Here is a 13901-nt window from a genome sequence, read left to right on the forward strand (position 1 = left end):
AACAATAAGCAATAAAGCCTAAAGATAGAAAAATGCGGAGAGGGTAAATACAATACATAAGACAAAGAATCTAAAAGCGATTTAGAGCAACTTCACCTTACCCTTATGCGTGGTGAGTATGCCCTGTGTTTTTAGGGCTTTTAGGGTGCGGGATAGGGATTCTGGTGCGATATTTAGGGCGTTTGCAATGTGTCGTTGGGTGAGTGTGTGGAGGCTGTCTTTGTTGTGTGAGAGATAGCTTAGGACTTTTTCTTGCAAGCTTTGATTTTGCAGGGCAATGTGAGATTCTAGAATCTGTATCTTTTTACATAATGAAGTGATAAAAAGCAAACAAATCTCGCTATTCCCCAAACAATGCGTGTGGAAACTCTCTTGGCTTATGGTGATAATCTCGCATATTGAGGCACATTCCGCATTTGCTGGGTAGGGGCTTTGCATAAAAAAGGGCATTTCAGCGATGAATTGCGGAGATGAAAGCGTATGTAGCGTTAGCTGTGTGCTTGAGATATGCTCTTTTGTCTTATAAAGTCGCACTTTACCGCTAAGAAGTAGGTATAAATGCGTAGGCATAGCACCTTGCAGGAATAAAATCTCGCCGTTTTGATATGTGCGTTTATTGCCCATTTGCTCTACAATATTAAAAAGTTTTTGCATACATAATCCTTTAAAAATAGAGAATCTTAACATATATCAATGTTTTCTTGTGTAATTTTGTCTAGCATTGCGTTGAGATTCTATGTATCATTGATGAAAGGAATAAAATGGAAGCAATCTATCCGTATATGCTTACGCTGCATTTGCTTTGTGCGATTATATTTTTAGGATTTATTTTCACTGATGTGGTGCTGCTTAGTCCGCTAAAAAAGGCACTTGGTGATGAGTTGGCAGATAAAATCTTTAGCATTATCTCAAAGCGGGGTGTGAAGGTAATGCCCCTTTGTCTGCTTTTGCTGCTGCTGAGTGGCGGGGCGATGATAAGCCGTTATGTCGGCACAACGCAAGGATTTTTTGACTCGCCTTTGCAGGTGCTATTGATGCTAAAAGTTGTGTTGGCGTTGTGTATTGTGTGTATGGTGGTTGTGTCTTTGTCGTGTAAGTTTTTGGGGCTAAAAAATCCATTGGCAAAGAGCATTCATAAGGTGGCTTTGGTGCTTGGATTTTTCATCGTGGTGTTAGCAAAAATGGCATTTTATATGTGAAGTTAATTTTTAAAAAAGGAGCAAATATGCAGGAAAAATTTGATGTGATAAATGAAGATTCTATTATTAGGCTTATGGATATTTTTTATAACAAGGTGCGTTTTGATAAGCGTGGGTTGGGTGATGTGTTTAATGCGAAGATTGGCAGTGATGATATGGCGTGGGAGAAGCATAAGGCAAAGATTGCGGCATTTTGGCAAGGTATGCTTTTAAATAGTGGTGATTATAGCGGACACCCTTTGAAAGCCCATCTTGACTTGCCCCCTTTTCCTAGAGAGCTTTTTGCTGTGTGGCTTGAGCTTTTTAAGCAGAGCTTAGAATCTGTGTATGTAAAAGAAGAGCATATTGTAATGATTATGGAAAGGGCTGAGATGATTGCCAAGCGATTTATGTTTATGCTATATGAGAGTGGGTATAATAGGTAGATTCTGCGTGGGGTTGATATAGAATCTTAAACAAGATTCTATGCCAATAATTTTGTAATGAGTGTTTATCTAAACTATGGATAGAATCAAATTGCACCATTAAAACACATAGCTATAACTTACACTTGAAAACATTGAGTTTTTCAGGCTATCAGCAGTGGAATATATGCTGTTAGAAACAAGTGGTTTTGCATAATTTCCAATTTCTTCCTTGCCATATGGCAATAGAAACTGCCATGTATATTCGATTCTATGCTTTGCAGCAATATTTACCCCAACTCCAGCTTCAAAACCCAATGCGGGAGAGAAACTCATCTTTGAAATCCCGGTATAATGAGAATGTCCGCCAAGCAACACACCAAAAGATACACTTAACCCAGAATTTGGCTTTTTAAAATTAAATGGAATATCTATAATAGCATCTACATGAAATAAAATATTTTGCACATAAATTGATTTATCACTCTTTGTGGCATTTGGATTGCTATCTCCATTAAGTGTCGCACCCATATAGTCATAGCTCATATAGAATCTATTGCCCCATAAATAGAGTGATGGAATCTTATCTTGAAAGGTTTGATACCCTCCCTTTAGTCCAAATCCTACTATATTGCCTTTTATATCTAGTGTTGCAACAGAGAAAAGATTGCCAACATATAGTCGAGAGTGAATGCTTGCAAATGGGATATTAAAGCCTATAAACCAACCCCTCTTCTTTGCATTGTAACTTTCTTTTTCTGGGCTAAGTCCGCCCCCCAGCCATTATCATTTCTCATATCTTGATTGTGTGTGCTAGTTTGCGACATATTGTCATAGGGGTTGTCTATGTAATCTTGTTGCATTGACATAGAGTTATTCGCAAATGCTATGCTACACAATACTGCACTTATACTTGCTATTTTTCTCATATTTCATTCCTTTTCTATAAAATCAGGGCGTATTCTACAACAAAAAAAAAAAAAACGCAAGTAGGGCAAAAAGATCCGTGCCAAATTGAGAGTTAATTAGGTGTTTGGATGGGATTTGTAGCCCATGTGGTTACAAATCCCTAATATTATAAAAGGCAAAAACAACATGTATAAAAAGATTTTTATTTAAAAGCCAAATGGGACTCGAATTAATAGAGATACCCGCATTTACAAACACAAATAAAATATGGTGAATACACATTTAATGGCTATAAGATATATTTAATGCTTAAAATTGCTTTTTTTGGCAAACATTGGAGTTCATTGCTTATAAAAAGAGGGTGTTGTCAAGTTGTCTCACACAATGCTATGCGTCCCCCAAAATGGATCAATGAGTATATAGCCTTTTTTAGCAAGCATGTTTGATTTTGGAATCCTTCTTGTGTCATTAAAAACTTGTGTTGGCATAATGATTTGTTTGTCTGGATTATCGATGAGATAAGAAGCCCACCAGCTAAATGTTGAATTAGCAATAACTGCATGTTTGCAAGCTCTCATAAGCTCCATTTCCTCCGCTGCATTGCCTTCGCCATTAGCTTTAACAAATTCAATATGGCAACCCTTAAAGTCAAGCAAATTGCATAAATTTTTCTCACACCATTCTATATCATTACTAAAAATAAAAATATGTGGTTGCCCTAGCCTAGTTTTTAGAATCTCTATTGCACTTTGATAGTAGGTTTTTCCTAAAAGCACATAATCACCATTTGTTGCTTCCATTTTTAAATAGTCCCCCAATCTTACATGCAAGAATACACTATTTTCTGTTTTCTCTATCTTTTCTTTTAGCGTTTGATTATGTGGTTTTAAGGGTATTTTTAGACAAAACTCTTCTCTTATTATAGAATATATGTCATCAAAATATATAAGATTTTGAAAGTATCCAAAGGGATAAGCGTGTTTCTCTAAACTATCATTTAAATACATTTTTACAATGTTGTCGCCTTGTGGATCTTCATCGTAAAAATATTTATAATGTTTTAATGCTAGCCAGTATAATTTATGATATTTACTTCTTGTAGCGTATCGAATGTATTGCAATGGGAAGTTGTATTTCAAAGATTTGTCATTAGAATAAAAATATTTAACTAAGGTTTTGTAATCAAAGCATAGTGGCAAAGAGATATTATATAACATTAACTCAAAAAGTCGTAGGTCTTGCCCCCCCCCCCCATTAGTCATTGCACTATTTGTAGAATCTTGACTAAAAGCATCTTTATGTAAATTCTCATTAAAATATGTTGCATCAAGCAAAATAGGATAGCCCTTTAAACTCATAGCCTTTGCAAAAGCATAAATAAACATTTGATTACCAAGTCCGCCAACAAGCCGTATTAACATAAAAATTCCTTTGATTTTATTGTAATTAACAGATATTTTGAAGTTATGAAAGCTACATTATAGCATAAAACATTTATATCGCAATGACTATGCTCACTTCAGGCTAGAACATGCAGCACTACATTTTTTCACACTCACTAATCTTCAATACGAATATCTTCTTCACTAGAATCTTTTGTATTGAAATAAAGGCTTACTACGCCGATAATAGCGGCAATGCCAGAGGCAATTAGCACAGAGATTTTTGCTAAATCTACACTCATATTTGAGCTATACGCAAGATTTGCTACAAACATAGACATGGTAAAGCCTATGCCTGCTAATGCACCAACAGAAAAGATTTGCGTATTTGTTAAGCCCTCTGGTCGCTTTGCAAGGCGAAGTTTCTCACTAAGCCATGTAAAGCCTAAAATGCCTAAGGGCTTACCAAGCACTAAACCTAGAATAATACCCCAAAAGATTCCATCAACGCTAAAATTAAGACTAGAATCAATAGAAACTCCCGCATTTGCAAAGGCAAATAAAGGCACGATGAAATACGCATTTAAAGGTTGCAAGATATATTCAATCCGCACGAGTGGATTTTGTGCGTATTTTGAATATCTAGCTATTGTGTCTAGAATCTCCACTCTTTCATGCTCTTTGTGCATATCAACTTCTCTTTCCATATCACTTTTTGAACTCATAAATTTCTTAATATTTTGATATGAACTTACAAAAAAGTCCTTAAAACCATACAAAATCGCCCCAAATCTATTTCTCTCTTCTGTGTGGCTTGGCGTAAAAGTGGTAAAATCTGCCCTAGTTTTAAAATAAAGCTTATTATAAGCCTCTTTTAATCCAAGATAGCTATGCTGTGATATTTGAGACTTCCCCGGTATTGTAAAAGCAAGTAGCACTGCCCCAACGGTAGCATGCACCCCACTTAAAAAAAAGCAGATCCAAAGTAAAAAGCCCACTGCAAAATAAAGCGATAAATACTTAATATCCAAATAATTAAAGGTGATTAACACAGCAAGTAGCACAATGGCAATATAGATATAAATCCAGTTAATCTGGTCAGTGTAAAAGATAGCAATAACACTAATCGCACCTAAATCATCAGCAACCGCTAAGGTTACAAGAAAGATTTTAATCACATTTGGAATCCTTTTGCCAAGTAGCAATATAACACCCAAGGCAAAGGCGGTATCAGTACTCATTGCAACGCCAAAGCCATTTACACTCGGTGTGCCTAGATTGAAAAAAATATATATCGCACTAGGTAGCACTAACCCTCCAATAGCCCCAAACACAGAAAAGCTTACCGCACGAAACCCGGCTAACTCCCCATAAAGCACTTCTCGCTTCATCTCTAAGCCCACCATGAGAAAGAAAAAAGACATTAACACATCATTAATAAAATGTAAAATACTGATATGTATAACTCTAGTCCCGCCGATATGAAAATCCAAATACATACCAAAAAATTCATTATAAAAGATTCCAAAGTTTGTATTTGCAATAATCATTGCCATAGTAACGCAGAAAAAGAGTAAAACACCGCCAAATGATTCATGTGTGATGAAGTTTTTTAGCGTATTGTTTGCATGATCGATTTTGTCTTGTTGCATCTCTTGTGCGTGTATGTTTTTATGCTCTAGCCCCATAGTTTTACCTTAAAGATATGTAAAATTTATAATTGATTTTTTATTAAAAGATTCTATATTTTATAGAGTGATTTCTTTTACCGCAACATTGTCTTGCAAATAGACTAAATAGCCTTTTATTTGGGACTTCTTTTGAGAGATAGTAGCAATAGATTCCATATAAGATTGTAATTGTGCGGTATGCTCTTGCAACAATGCTTCACTGATATTTTGACTACTTTTAAATTCTATAACAAAAAATTCCTCTCCATTTTGTATAAGGGCATCTAATCTTTTTATGCTATTTTCTTGCAGAAAAGACAGCTCACATTTTATCGTATTTTTATCCATATATAGCAATTTTTCAAGGCTAGATTTAAATATGTTATTTGCCTTTTGTAAAATCTCTACAATCATGCTTTCATCTAGATAGAATCCATATAAAAAATTTAGCATTGCATAAGGATTTTTAATGCCGAAACCTAGCATGAGTTCAAGTGAGTAATGAAGGCTTAAGCCTAGTATTTGCTTATGCTGCATAGAAATATTATGCTGATAGAAAGAATCTTGCTTTTCCTGTAAAAACTCTTCTTGTGTTGTATTTTTAGCTTGTAACTTGCTAATAATTGTGAGATTATTTTGTGTTTGTTTAGAATCTCTTTTTGTCTGTATTTCTTCGCCATAGTTTTCATTATCTTTTAAAGCAAGATGTGTTGCGATAGAGCTTTCTTTGTTTGCAAATATATAAAGCCCAATTTTAGCTCTCGTGCATGCTACATAGAGATTATTATATTCTTGTTGCAGGTTTTCCCTCTCTTTTTTATCCGCTAAATCTTGCAATGTCTTATCTCTATAAATATTCATAGCCTTTGTTGTAGTATCTATGCGTATAGAATCTAAGAAAATATCATTATAACTATAAAGTATTTTTTCATTATTATTTTGTTTTTGTGCCTCGTAGTCTAAATATATCACATACTCAAATCCAAGCCCTTTAGACCCATGCACACTCATCGCATGAATGGCTTCTTCTTGCATGATTACAGATTCTCTATTTTCTATAAACTCAAACAAAGAATCAATATTTTTTATATCAATATTTTCACTTGCTATTTCTAGTAACTCCATACAATCATCATTATAGAATCGTAAAGATTCCATAACGCTTTTTATAGATTTTGCAAGTGAATAATATGTAGAAGTTTGTTGTGGGATAGCGATATATTGATTATCAAAATAGCTTTTTCCTAAGAGTTTATTGAGCTTTTTTTGTGCGAATTTATAATTATTTTTTGCTTTTCTTAGCTTTTCTTGTAGTGATTCTGTGGAATCTTTTGGCTTAGAATCTTGTGGGCTAAAATCTTGTTGTATAGTTACTTGCTGTGTAGAATCTTGCAACATACCTAACCTAGATTCTATAAGCTTTATTTCATCTCTATATTCTTGTGTTTTAAAGACATAAAATATTGCCTGTATGCTTGGCTGATTTATTAGCTTTCCGCTTTTATCAAGGTTTAGTTTTATAGTAGAATCATTCTCTTTTAAGAATAGATTAAATTCATGTAGGGTATCCCTTTTTCTTGCTAGAATGACAATCTCTTTTTTTGGCACATTAGATTCTATAAGCCTATTTAGCTGCGTAAGAGTATCTGTGAAGACTGCGTTTTTATTTATCTCTTTATCACCAGTGTCTTCATATAATTTCACATTCACCACACCGCTTATATCTTGTGAATGCTCACTATAAAGCTGTTTTATATACTCTTCTTTATAGAGATTTGCAAACTTATCATTTACAAAATCAATGATTGCTTTTTTACTGCGATAATTATGACTTAGACTTTCTTGCTGCATGGAATCTAGCCTTTTTGTCTTCTCAAATACAGAGATATTTGCACCACGAAAGGCATATAAACTCTGCTTAGAATCTCCCACAAAAAACAAACTTTTAGAATCTTTTGTCCCACTTCCTGCAAGGATTTCATTAAAAAGTGGCTCAAAGATTCTATACTGCATAATGCTTGTATCCTGATATTCATCAAAGAGTATATGGCTAATGCAAGAATCTAATCTAAAAAAGAAATAATCACTTTGAAAATCCCCATCTATCATTAAAGTATCAGTCGCAATAGCAAAAACTTTATGTGCGATGGATTGAAAGCTTAGTATATTATGCTTTGATTCTATCTCTCTTATAGCCTGTATGTAAATCTCCAAAAACATGTATAAATGCGATAATAACGCACTCTCAACACACATTGTATATAAGATTCCAAGCTGTTGTATCTGCTCACATTTATATGCGATTTCTTGCTGCATAGATTCATTTAGCTTTAAGTCTTGCTTGATATAGTTATGCTTTTTTTCTACTATGAGTTTATGCTGCAATATCTCTTTGGCACTGCTAGATTCTAATTTTTCACATATTGCTTTTGTGCGGGGTTTAGTCTCCCCATTTGGTGCAATATTTTGTAAAAAATCGCTAAGCTGTTTGGCATGAAATTGAATTATTTTTTCAATGTGTTTTGGGTTTAGTTGTGCTATCTCGTTCATAGAAACTAGATTTTTGTTATTTTGCACCATAAACTCCGCAACCATTCATAAGAGATCAAATCTATAATCTAAGCATTGAATAAATGTAGTATTTTGTTGAGATTTGCTCTCTTTGCTTTTGGTATGATAAGAAACATATCAAGCCCCCACCATATCGCTACACCCACTAAGCCCACATAACCTGCGATAAGTAAACTCAGCGAAACAATAGCCAAATCTGATAAATGCGTAAAAACCGCACTAATCATCAATAATGCATAAGATATAAACAAAAGGCTAACTTTCAATGCACCAATAACCCGATCTCCAATCATAAAGCGACCTACACCAAAAATGCCAAGTATTACACTGCCAACCCAAAACACCATTTGCACATTATAAAGCTTAAGTAAGGGCAAACCTATAACTATTTTTGCAAGCCCTACTTTATCAAGTTTTTTTAGCTTGCCTTTCACAAGCGTAATGCCTTCATTTGGAATCTTGTCGTATAGATGCAACATAATAAGTGATGGAACCATGATTTTCCTTTTACATTACAAGATTTTTTAGTTTGTTTTTAAAAAGCAATCCAAGAATCTCTTCTTCTTTGATTTGATTTGTATGGATTGTGCGTTTATGTTTTGTGCTTAAAATCTCACACAACTCTGCTATACATACAGGGCAAATACGCAAGGGATGCTCATAAAAAAGCCTTGTATCTACGCCACTAGAACGCACTCGATAATCAAAGGCATTTTTTGTCGGCACACATACTTTTATTAACTCTTGTGATACCCTTTTTATTGCTTCACATCGAATGAAATGCAAATATGGTGAATCTTGCTTTGCAAATGTGCGTTCATCAAGAACATAAATATAAGCAGTTGCCAAGTGAAGCTCTGCCCCAATGTATAACTCAAAAAATTTAGAATTGCTGTTAGATAAATCAATTTTCATTCCTTTTTGCAAGGTTTCACTATCAAAAACACTTAAATTTGCTAAATGTTGTAATATTGTTTGTGTTTTGGAAAAAAGCTGTGAATCTTTTAATGATTTTTTTATCACATGATTGCTTTGTGCTGTGCTTGTGGTATTAGATTCTATATGAGTTTTTGTAGGGTGTTGCGTTTTAGTGGAATCTATTGTTTCAATAGATTCTTTTTGTATGGGATTTTGGGTTAAATCCGTATTTGAATCTTGCAGTATGCTTGTATCTGGTATGGCTATTGGCTTGATTGGATTTTGAAAGGTTTTTAGGAAAGCATGTTGTGCATTATCTTGCATTATTCTAGTCCCTTTTGGTTGTGTGTTTTATAATTGCATATTTTAGTTAGCATTCTTTACCTTTAATTCCTTATAAGATTTTACACACTTTAGAATCATAATTTTACATATCAAACAAATGAGTATTCTATAAAAAACCAAACTTTTATAATACTGCAAAAAACATACATAAAGTAGATTCTATCCTTGAAATTGCAATCTCATATATTTGTCATTTTGGTAATTGTAAAGACTCTATATTTGGTCTTTTTGCTTGATAGGGCGCAATCTCTTTTTCACTCATTTTTCGCCATACAAGTGTTTTGCCAAATACGCCTTTTTTATCCTTACTTACACGCACTTTTAGCTTACCATTATCCCACTCTGCACTTACATGATAGGTTGTGCCATTTTGAAAGTTATAGAGTTTGCCATTATGATATTCATTATTCTCTTTATTATATGTAAGATTCCATAAAAAGACACTTCCACCGACTTTTCTATCGCGAAGCTTTGGATCGGGATTTTTCACATCGTTGCCAGAATCTTTGCCACTTTTATTTGCAAAGCCCACACCATAAAATTTGCCATTTTTTTGAAAAATCTCAACATAAGATTCATCATCTTTTGAAGGTATCGCATACACACCAGCAATATCATTCGCAAACAACACATAGCTAAAACACAGCATAAAACAAGTTAGAAGAAAACGCATAAAAAACCTTTAATAGAATCTAGTAAAAATAGTTGAGATTATAACATACAAAAAAACCATATTATAAATATGTCTTATTTTGTGATATATTTTGGAGAATCTCTATGTATCATGGCATAAAAACTCCATGACAGCCATGCGGATTTTCACACCATTTTGCACTTGTGTCAGCACCTTGCAACAAGGACTTGCTAATACATCATCATCAATATCAATGTTTCTATGCACAGGTCCGGGGTGCAATACGATAATATCTCTTCCTTCAATCAAGTCTTTAGTAATACAGAATCTATTCGCATAATCTTTTAGGCTACCATAGATTTGCGTGTTATGCCGCTCTGTTTGTGTGCGTAATGCCATGATAATATCTACTTCATCAATCACATCTTTTAGGTCATGTGCGATTTGCAATCGTGTTTTGTATAGAAAATGTGGTGGGGCTACTAGCACGACATTTATGCCAAAACGAGTGAGTAACTCAATATTGCTATTTGCTACCCTTGAGTTTTTAATATCACCAACGATTGCTACTTTTTTACCTTTTAGCACAGATAACCCACGCAAACAATCATTATCGCCAAAATGATTTGCCATTGTGTAAAGGTCAAGCAGGGCTTGTGTCGGGTGTGCGTGTGCGCCATCACCCCCATTAATGATAGGACATGAAGTAAAATGTGCTAGAAAATTTGGTGCGCCAGCACTTTTATGTCGCACTATGATTCCATGTGGCTGCATAGCATTTAGCGTTGCAGCGGTATCTGCCATGCTCTCACCCTTAGCAGTAGAGCTTTTTGCTACATCAAGGCTTATGACTTCCCCGCCAAGATTCTTAATCGCTATGGCAAAGCTACTTAATGTGCGGGTAGAGTTTTCAAAAAATATGGTAATAAATCGTTTATTTTTTAGCGTTTCTCTATTATCAGTCATGGCTGCAGTGCGTTCAAATATATGCTTAATCTCTTCTACATGTAAATCAGTGGTTTGTATGAGATGCCTTATACTCATGTTTTACCTTAAAGTGTAATTTAGCTAAGTATTATAACAAATTTGCTAGAATACGCAGTAAATCTTTATATGAAAGCCATGTATGCAGATAGTTTTTAGGAATCTTTTATTATTGTTTTGTGTGTTGTGTTTTGGTTGCTCATCATATTTCTCAAAGTCTGAATTTTTAGATACGCCGACTGAGCTACTAGCACAAAATAGTCGCATGGTTTTACTTTCAGGTGTTGATGAAAAGCTAAAGATTGCCGCGAGATTAACGCATTTAAACAGCCTTGATAGCAGCATTTATAATGGTAGGGAATACTTTTTTTTAGAGATATTTAACGATGATGAATATGTTATAGTCCCAGATTCTATGCAGCTTAGCATGTTTGGCAGAAAGCCCTTGTGGATACGCCCGGTAGAAGCTAGAGAGTTTGATGACTTGCTAGTCTTGCATAATAATTTATCAAATGGCTATCTCATTGCGTTTAGATACCCATCTGTTTTTGAAAAAAAGAACATGAAAATAGAGCTTAATATAGAGACCTTTAAACCAGCAGTATTTGACTTTTCATATATTATATTGGATTCAAAGTTGTGAATTTATATGATTTTTATGAGATTCTGTGTATAAATAATTTGAAATCAAATGACATAATATTTTGCTTTCATTATGGGGAATATTTTAGTTCTATATTTCATTGCGACATGGATTTTAGTTTGTCAATGCAAGAATTATTTAATGGCAAAGTTTCTATTAGTATGGTTTTAAGTGGCATATTATTCTTATTATGTTAGCATTATGGTTTTGAAAGATTCTGTCTCAAGGAAGTAATATGTGCTTAGCAATCCCCTCTAAAGTCATAAGCATAAATAAAGAAACAAATATGGCAACACTTGATACACTTGGGGTGCAGCGTGAAGCAAGCCTTGATTTAATGCAGGATAATGTGGCTATCGGCGATTTTGTCTTACTGCATGTTGGCTATGTTATGGGTAAAATTGATGAAGAAGATGCGATTGAGAGTCTAAAACTCTATGCAGAAATGATAGCAGCCATGCAGGAAGAAGATGAAGAGCGACTTATGCTAGAAGAGGCAAATGGATTGTGAGTATGTGGCTTACAAGAAGCATGTTGGTATAATCCATGCCTTTAAGCTTTGATATAGATTTTAAGCAGAGAAAATAGCTTTAATTATGAAGCACAATCAATAACAATTAAAAACAACTAAGATTATTTTAGAAAATTAGAAAAAACGCATCACATTCTAATACACTTCAATAACATTTGTAATTCAACACAAATGTTCACTTATACCACTTAGGGAGCTTTTCCATACCAGAATCTTTAAACATATCTATTTTGCTTTTAGCATTTATCTCCCAGTAATCTAGGTCTTGATTAAAGCTTATAGCACCTTCAAACATTCTATCCATATATCTCACATTGTGCATACGCCAGAATCTTAACTCCTGATTAAAAGAAGTTGCATTTCTAAACATTTCACTCGTATTCCACACATCAGCAAGATTCCATTTATTTAAGGGCTGATTAAACTCTTTTGCATTTTTAAACATAGCACTCATGCTTGTTACATGGCTTACATTCCATGTATTTAAGCTTTGATTAAATTTCAACGCCCCTTCAAACATAGATCGCATTTCACGCACTTTTGATACACTCCATGATTCTAGGGGCTGATTAAACTCTTTTGCATTTTTAAACATAGCAAACATACTTTCCACTCTACCTACATTCCAAGAATTTAGGGGTTGATTAAAGCTTATCGCATTTTCAAACATATTTTCCATATATTTTACTTTGCTTACATTCCAAGCGTTAATATTTTGATTAAAAGAAGTAGCAAAAGCAAACATGGCATTCATATTGATGACATTTGCCACATTAAGAGATTCTAAAGCACCATTAAAAGACTTTGCACCATAAAACATTTCACGCATACTTTCAACATTTCTTGTATCCCATTTATTTAGACTCTGATTAAAACTTTCTGCTTCAAAAAACATGGCATTCATATAACGCACATTTGCCACATTCCAAGAATTTAGGGGTTGATTAAAAGCCTTAGCTCTTGCAAACATATTATTCATACTTTCAACTTTAGCTACATTCCATCGTGAAATATCCTGATTAAACTGCATGGCATCAGCAAACATAAAGTCCATATTTGTAACATTTGCTACATTCCATTTAGAAATATCATGGTTGAAATACTTTGCATGATCAAACATTGCATACATATTGGTAACATTTTTGACATTCCAAGATTCTATACCGCTAAAATCCTTCCGCATTGAGTTTTTAAACAACGCACTCATATCCTTAATCGCACTTGTATCAATGTCGCCTAGCTTTATGGCGTTGTTATCCACAAGGGCTTTTAGCTCGTTTTTTGTCTGCGGTGCGTGAAGTTTTTTTGTAGTTTTTGGCTTTGTGGCTTTTTGTTTAGAATCGAGTTTAGAATCTAGCTTTTTTTCTGTGTCTTTTAGATTAGATTCTAGGCTTGTATCTTGTGTTTTTGTATCTTGTTTTTTATCTTTATTTACATTGCTTTTGGAATCTTCTGTGTTTGGGTCAGCTTTAGAATCTTTTTCTGTTTTACTTGTAGTTTCTTGAGAATCTAGTGTGGTATTTTTCACACAACCTAGCATTACAATATGACAAAAAAATAAAGTGGCAACAAAGATAAAACGCATAACTATTCCTTGACTTTATAGATTTAAAATCTAAAACAACCGCTGTCATGTTTAGACCTTGGGCGAAACACCTAGTATGAAATCTAAAAAGATATTTTGCCTATAAATCAAAATGACAAGATTTT

Annotated in this window: 15 protein-coding genes; 4 read left to right on the forward strand and 11 right to left on the reverse strand. The window is 34.0% G+C overall.

Annotation, left to right across the window (positions count from 1 at the left end; all coding sequences use genetic code 11):
• Window positions 1-81 precede the first annotated feature (81 nt).
• A complete protein-coding gene (locus tag C6H17_RS08540; RefSeq protein WP_005219678.1) occupies window positions 82-654 on the reverse strand; it encodes a Crp/Fnr family transcriptional regulator in 573 nt (190 codons plus the stop codon).
• A gap of 107 nt (window positions 655-761) precedes the next feature.
• On the opposite strand from C6H17_RS08540, the gene C6H17_RS08545 reads away from it, so the two are divergent.
• Both C6H17_RS08545 and C6H17_RS08550 read left to right on the forward strand, forming a co-directional pair.
• Complete coding sequence (locus C6H17_RS08545) at window positions 762-1199, forward strand: hypothetical protein (protein ID WP_005219681.1); 438 nt, start codon at window positions 762-764, stop codon at window positions 1197-1199.
• A gap of 26 nt (window positions 1200-1225) precedes the next feature.
• Window positions 1226-1624: a group III truncated hemoglobin gene (locus C6H17_RS08550; protein WP_005219682.1), complete on the forward strand. Its 399-nt coding sequence runs from the start codon at window positions 1226-1228 to the stop codon at window positions 1622-1624.
• A 99-nt stretch (window positions 1625-1723) separates the two neighbouring features.
• On the opposite strand, the gene C6H17_RS12240 is transcribed toward C6H17_RS08550, so the two are convergent.
• From C6H17_RS12240 to C6H17_RS08595, 9 genes are all read right to left on the reverse strand, one after another.
• Window positions 1724-2383 carry an outer membrane beta-barrel protein gene (locus C6H17_RS12240; protein WP_148374307.1) on the reverse strand — a complete coding sequence of 220 codons (660 nt, stop codon included), beginning with the start codon at window positions 2381-2383 and terminating at the stop codon, window positions 1724-1726.
• Window positions 2320-2532, reverse strand: a complete 213-nt coding sequence (locus C6H17_RS08560) for a hypothetical protein (protein WP_005219686.1) — start codon at window positions 2530-2532, stop codon at window positions 2320-2322. The genes C6H17_RS12240 and C6H17_RS08560 overlap by 64 nt, the downstream gene beginning before the upstream one ends.
• Window positions 2533-2889: 357 nt before the next feature.
• Window positions 2890-3933: an alpha-1,2-fucosyltransferase gene (locus tag C6H17_RS08565; protein ID WP_233714109.1), complete on the reverse strand. Its 1044-nt coding sequence runs from the start codon at window positions 3931-3933 to the stop codon at window positions 2890-2892.
• Between the two features lie 137 nt (window positions 3934-4070).
• Window positions 4071-5582 (reverse strand): Na+/H+ antiporter NhaA, encoded by a 1512-nt coding sequence (gene nhaA, locus C6H17_RS08570; RefSeq protein WP_020995985.1) that lies wholly within the window; start codon window positions 5580-5582, stop codon window positions 4071-4073.
• A gap of 60 nt (window positions 5583-5642) precedes the next feature.
• On the reverse strand, window positions 5643-8144 hold the full coding sequence (locus C6H17_RS08575) for a UvrD-helicase domain-containing protein (protein ID WP_040463299.1): 2502 nt from the start codon (window positions 8142-8144) through the stop codon (window positions 5643-5645).
• 38 nt (window positions 8145-8182) lie between these two features.
• Window positions 8183-8632, reverse strand: a complete 450-nt coding sequence (locus C6H17_RS08580; RefSeq protein WP_004087495.1) for a hypothetical protein — start codon at window positions 8630-8632, stop codon at window positions 8183-8185.
• 10 nt (window positions 8633-8642) lie between these two features.
• On the reverse strand, window positions 8643-9377 hold the full coding sequence (locus C6H17_RS08585) for a hypothetical protein (protein WP_005219698.1): 735 nt from the start codon (window positions 9375-9377) through the stop codon (window positions 8643-8645).
• A gap of 211 nt (window positions 9378-9588) precedes the next feature.
• A complete protein-coding gene (locus C6H17_RS08590; protein WP_005219700.1) occupies window positions 9589-10071 on the reverse strand; it encodes a DUF2147 domain-containing protein in 483 nt (160 codons plus the stop codon).
• A gap of 102 nt (window positions 10072-10173) precedes the next feature.
• Window positions 10174-11076: an aspartate carbamoyltransferase catalytic subunit gene (locus tag C6H17_RS08595; protein WP_004087492.1), complete on the reverse strand. Its 903-nt coding sequence runs from the start codon at window positions 11074-11076 to the stop codon at window positions 10174-10176.
• A gap of 82 nt (window positions 11077-11158) precedes the next feature.
• Between C6H17_RS08595 and C6H17_RS08600 the strand changes: the two genes are divergently transcribed.
• Both C6H17_RS08600 and C6H17_RS08605 read left to right on the forward strand, forming a co-directional pair.
• Window positions 11159-11659 carry a hypothetical protein gene (locus C6H17_RS08600; RefSeq protein WP_005219702.1) on the forward strand — a complete coding sequence of 167 codons (501 nt, stop codon included), beginning with the start codon at window positions 11159-11161 and terminating at the stop codon, window positions 11657-11659.
• Window positions 11660-11894: 235 nt separating this feature from the next.
• Window positions 11895-12170 (forward strand): HypC/HybG/HupF family hydrogenase formation chaperone, encoded by a 276-nt coding sequence (locus tag C6H17_RS08605; RefSeq protein ID WP_004087484.1) that lies wholly within the window; start codon window positions 11895-11897, stop codon window positions 12168-12170.
• A gap of 196 nt (window positions 12171-12366) precedes the next feature.
• Here the strand turns inward: C6H17_RS08605 and C6H17_RS08610 are convergent, their stop codons facing one another.
• Entirely contained in the window at window positions 12367-13776 is a 1410-nt protein-coding gene (locus C6H17_RS08610) for a BspA family leucine-rich repeat surface protein (protein WP_005219704.1), read from the reverse strand.
• Between the last annotated feature and the right edge of the window lie 125 nt (window positions 13777-13901).

Source organism: Helicobacter rappini (assembly GCF_900198625.1).
Taxonomy (GTDB): domain Bacteria; phylum Campylobacterota; class Campylobacteria; order Campylobacterales; family Helicobacteraceae; genus Helicobacter_A; species Helicobacter_A rappini.

Excerpts from the sequence above, each read along its gene's own strand:
- C6H17_RS08565 (WP_233714109.1), bottom strand. The coding sequence starts at position 3,933 with ATGTTAATACGGCTTGTTGGCGGACTTGGTAATCAAATGTTTATTTAT.
- C6H17_RS08575 (WP_040463299.1), bottom strand. The coding sequence starts at position 8,144 with ATGGTGCAAAATAACAAAAATCTAGTTTCTATGAACGAGATAGCACAA.
- C6H17_RS08600 (WP_005219702.1), top strand. The coding sequence starts at position 11,159 with ATGCAGATAGTTTTTAGGAATCTTTTATTATTGTTTTGTGTGTTGTGT.
- nhaA (WP_020995985.1), bottom strand. The coding sequence starts at position 5,582 with ATGGGGCTAGAGCATAAAAACATACACGCACAAGAGATGCAACAAGAC.
- C6H17_RS08590 (WP_005219700.1), bottom strand. The coding sequence starts at position 10,071 with ATGCGTTTTCTTCTAACTTGTTTTATGCTGTGTTTTAGCTATGTGTTG.
- C6H17_RS08605 (WP_004087484.1), top strand. The coding sequence starts at position 11,895 with ATGTGCTTAGCAATCCCCTCTAAAGTCATAAGCATAAATAAAGAAACA.
- C6H17_RS08595 (WP_004087492.1), bottom strand. The coding sequence starts at position 11,076 with ATGAGTATAAGGCATCTCATACAAACCACTGATTTACATGTAGAAGAG.
- C6H17_RS08580 (WP_004087495.1), bottom strand. The coding sequence starts at position 8,632 with ATGGTTCCATCACTTATTATGTTGCATCTATACGACAAGATTCCAAAT.
- C6H17_RS08550 (WP_005219682.1), top strand. The coding sequence starts at position 1,226 with ATGCAGGAAAAATTTGATGTGATAAATGAAGATTCTATTATTAGGCTT.
- C6H17_RS08585 (WP_005219698.1), bottom strand. The coding sequence starts at position 9,377 with ATGCAAGATAATGCACAACATGCTTTCCTAAAAACCTTTCAAAATCCA.
- C6H17_RS08610 (WP_005219704.1), bottom strand. The coding sequence starts at position 13,776 with ATGCGTTTTATCTTTGTTGCCACTTTATTTTTTTGTCATATTGTAATG.
- C6H17_RS08545 (WP_005219681.1), top strand. The coding sequence starts at position 762 with ATGGAAGCAATCTATCCGTATATGCTTACGCTGCATTTGCTTTGTGCG.
- C6H17_RS08560 (WP_005219686.1), bottom strand. The coding sequence starts at position 2,532 with ATGAGAAAAATAGCAAGTATAAGTGCAGTATTGTGTAGCATAGCATTT.
- C6H17_RS08540 (WP_005219678.1), bottom strand. The coding sequence starts at position 654 with ATGCAAAAACTTTTTAATATTGTAGAGCAAATGGGCAATAAACGCACA.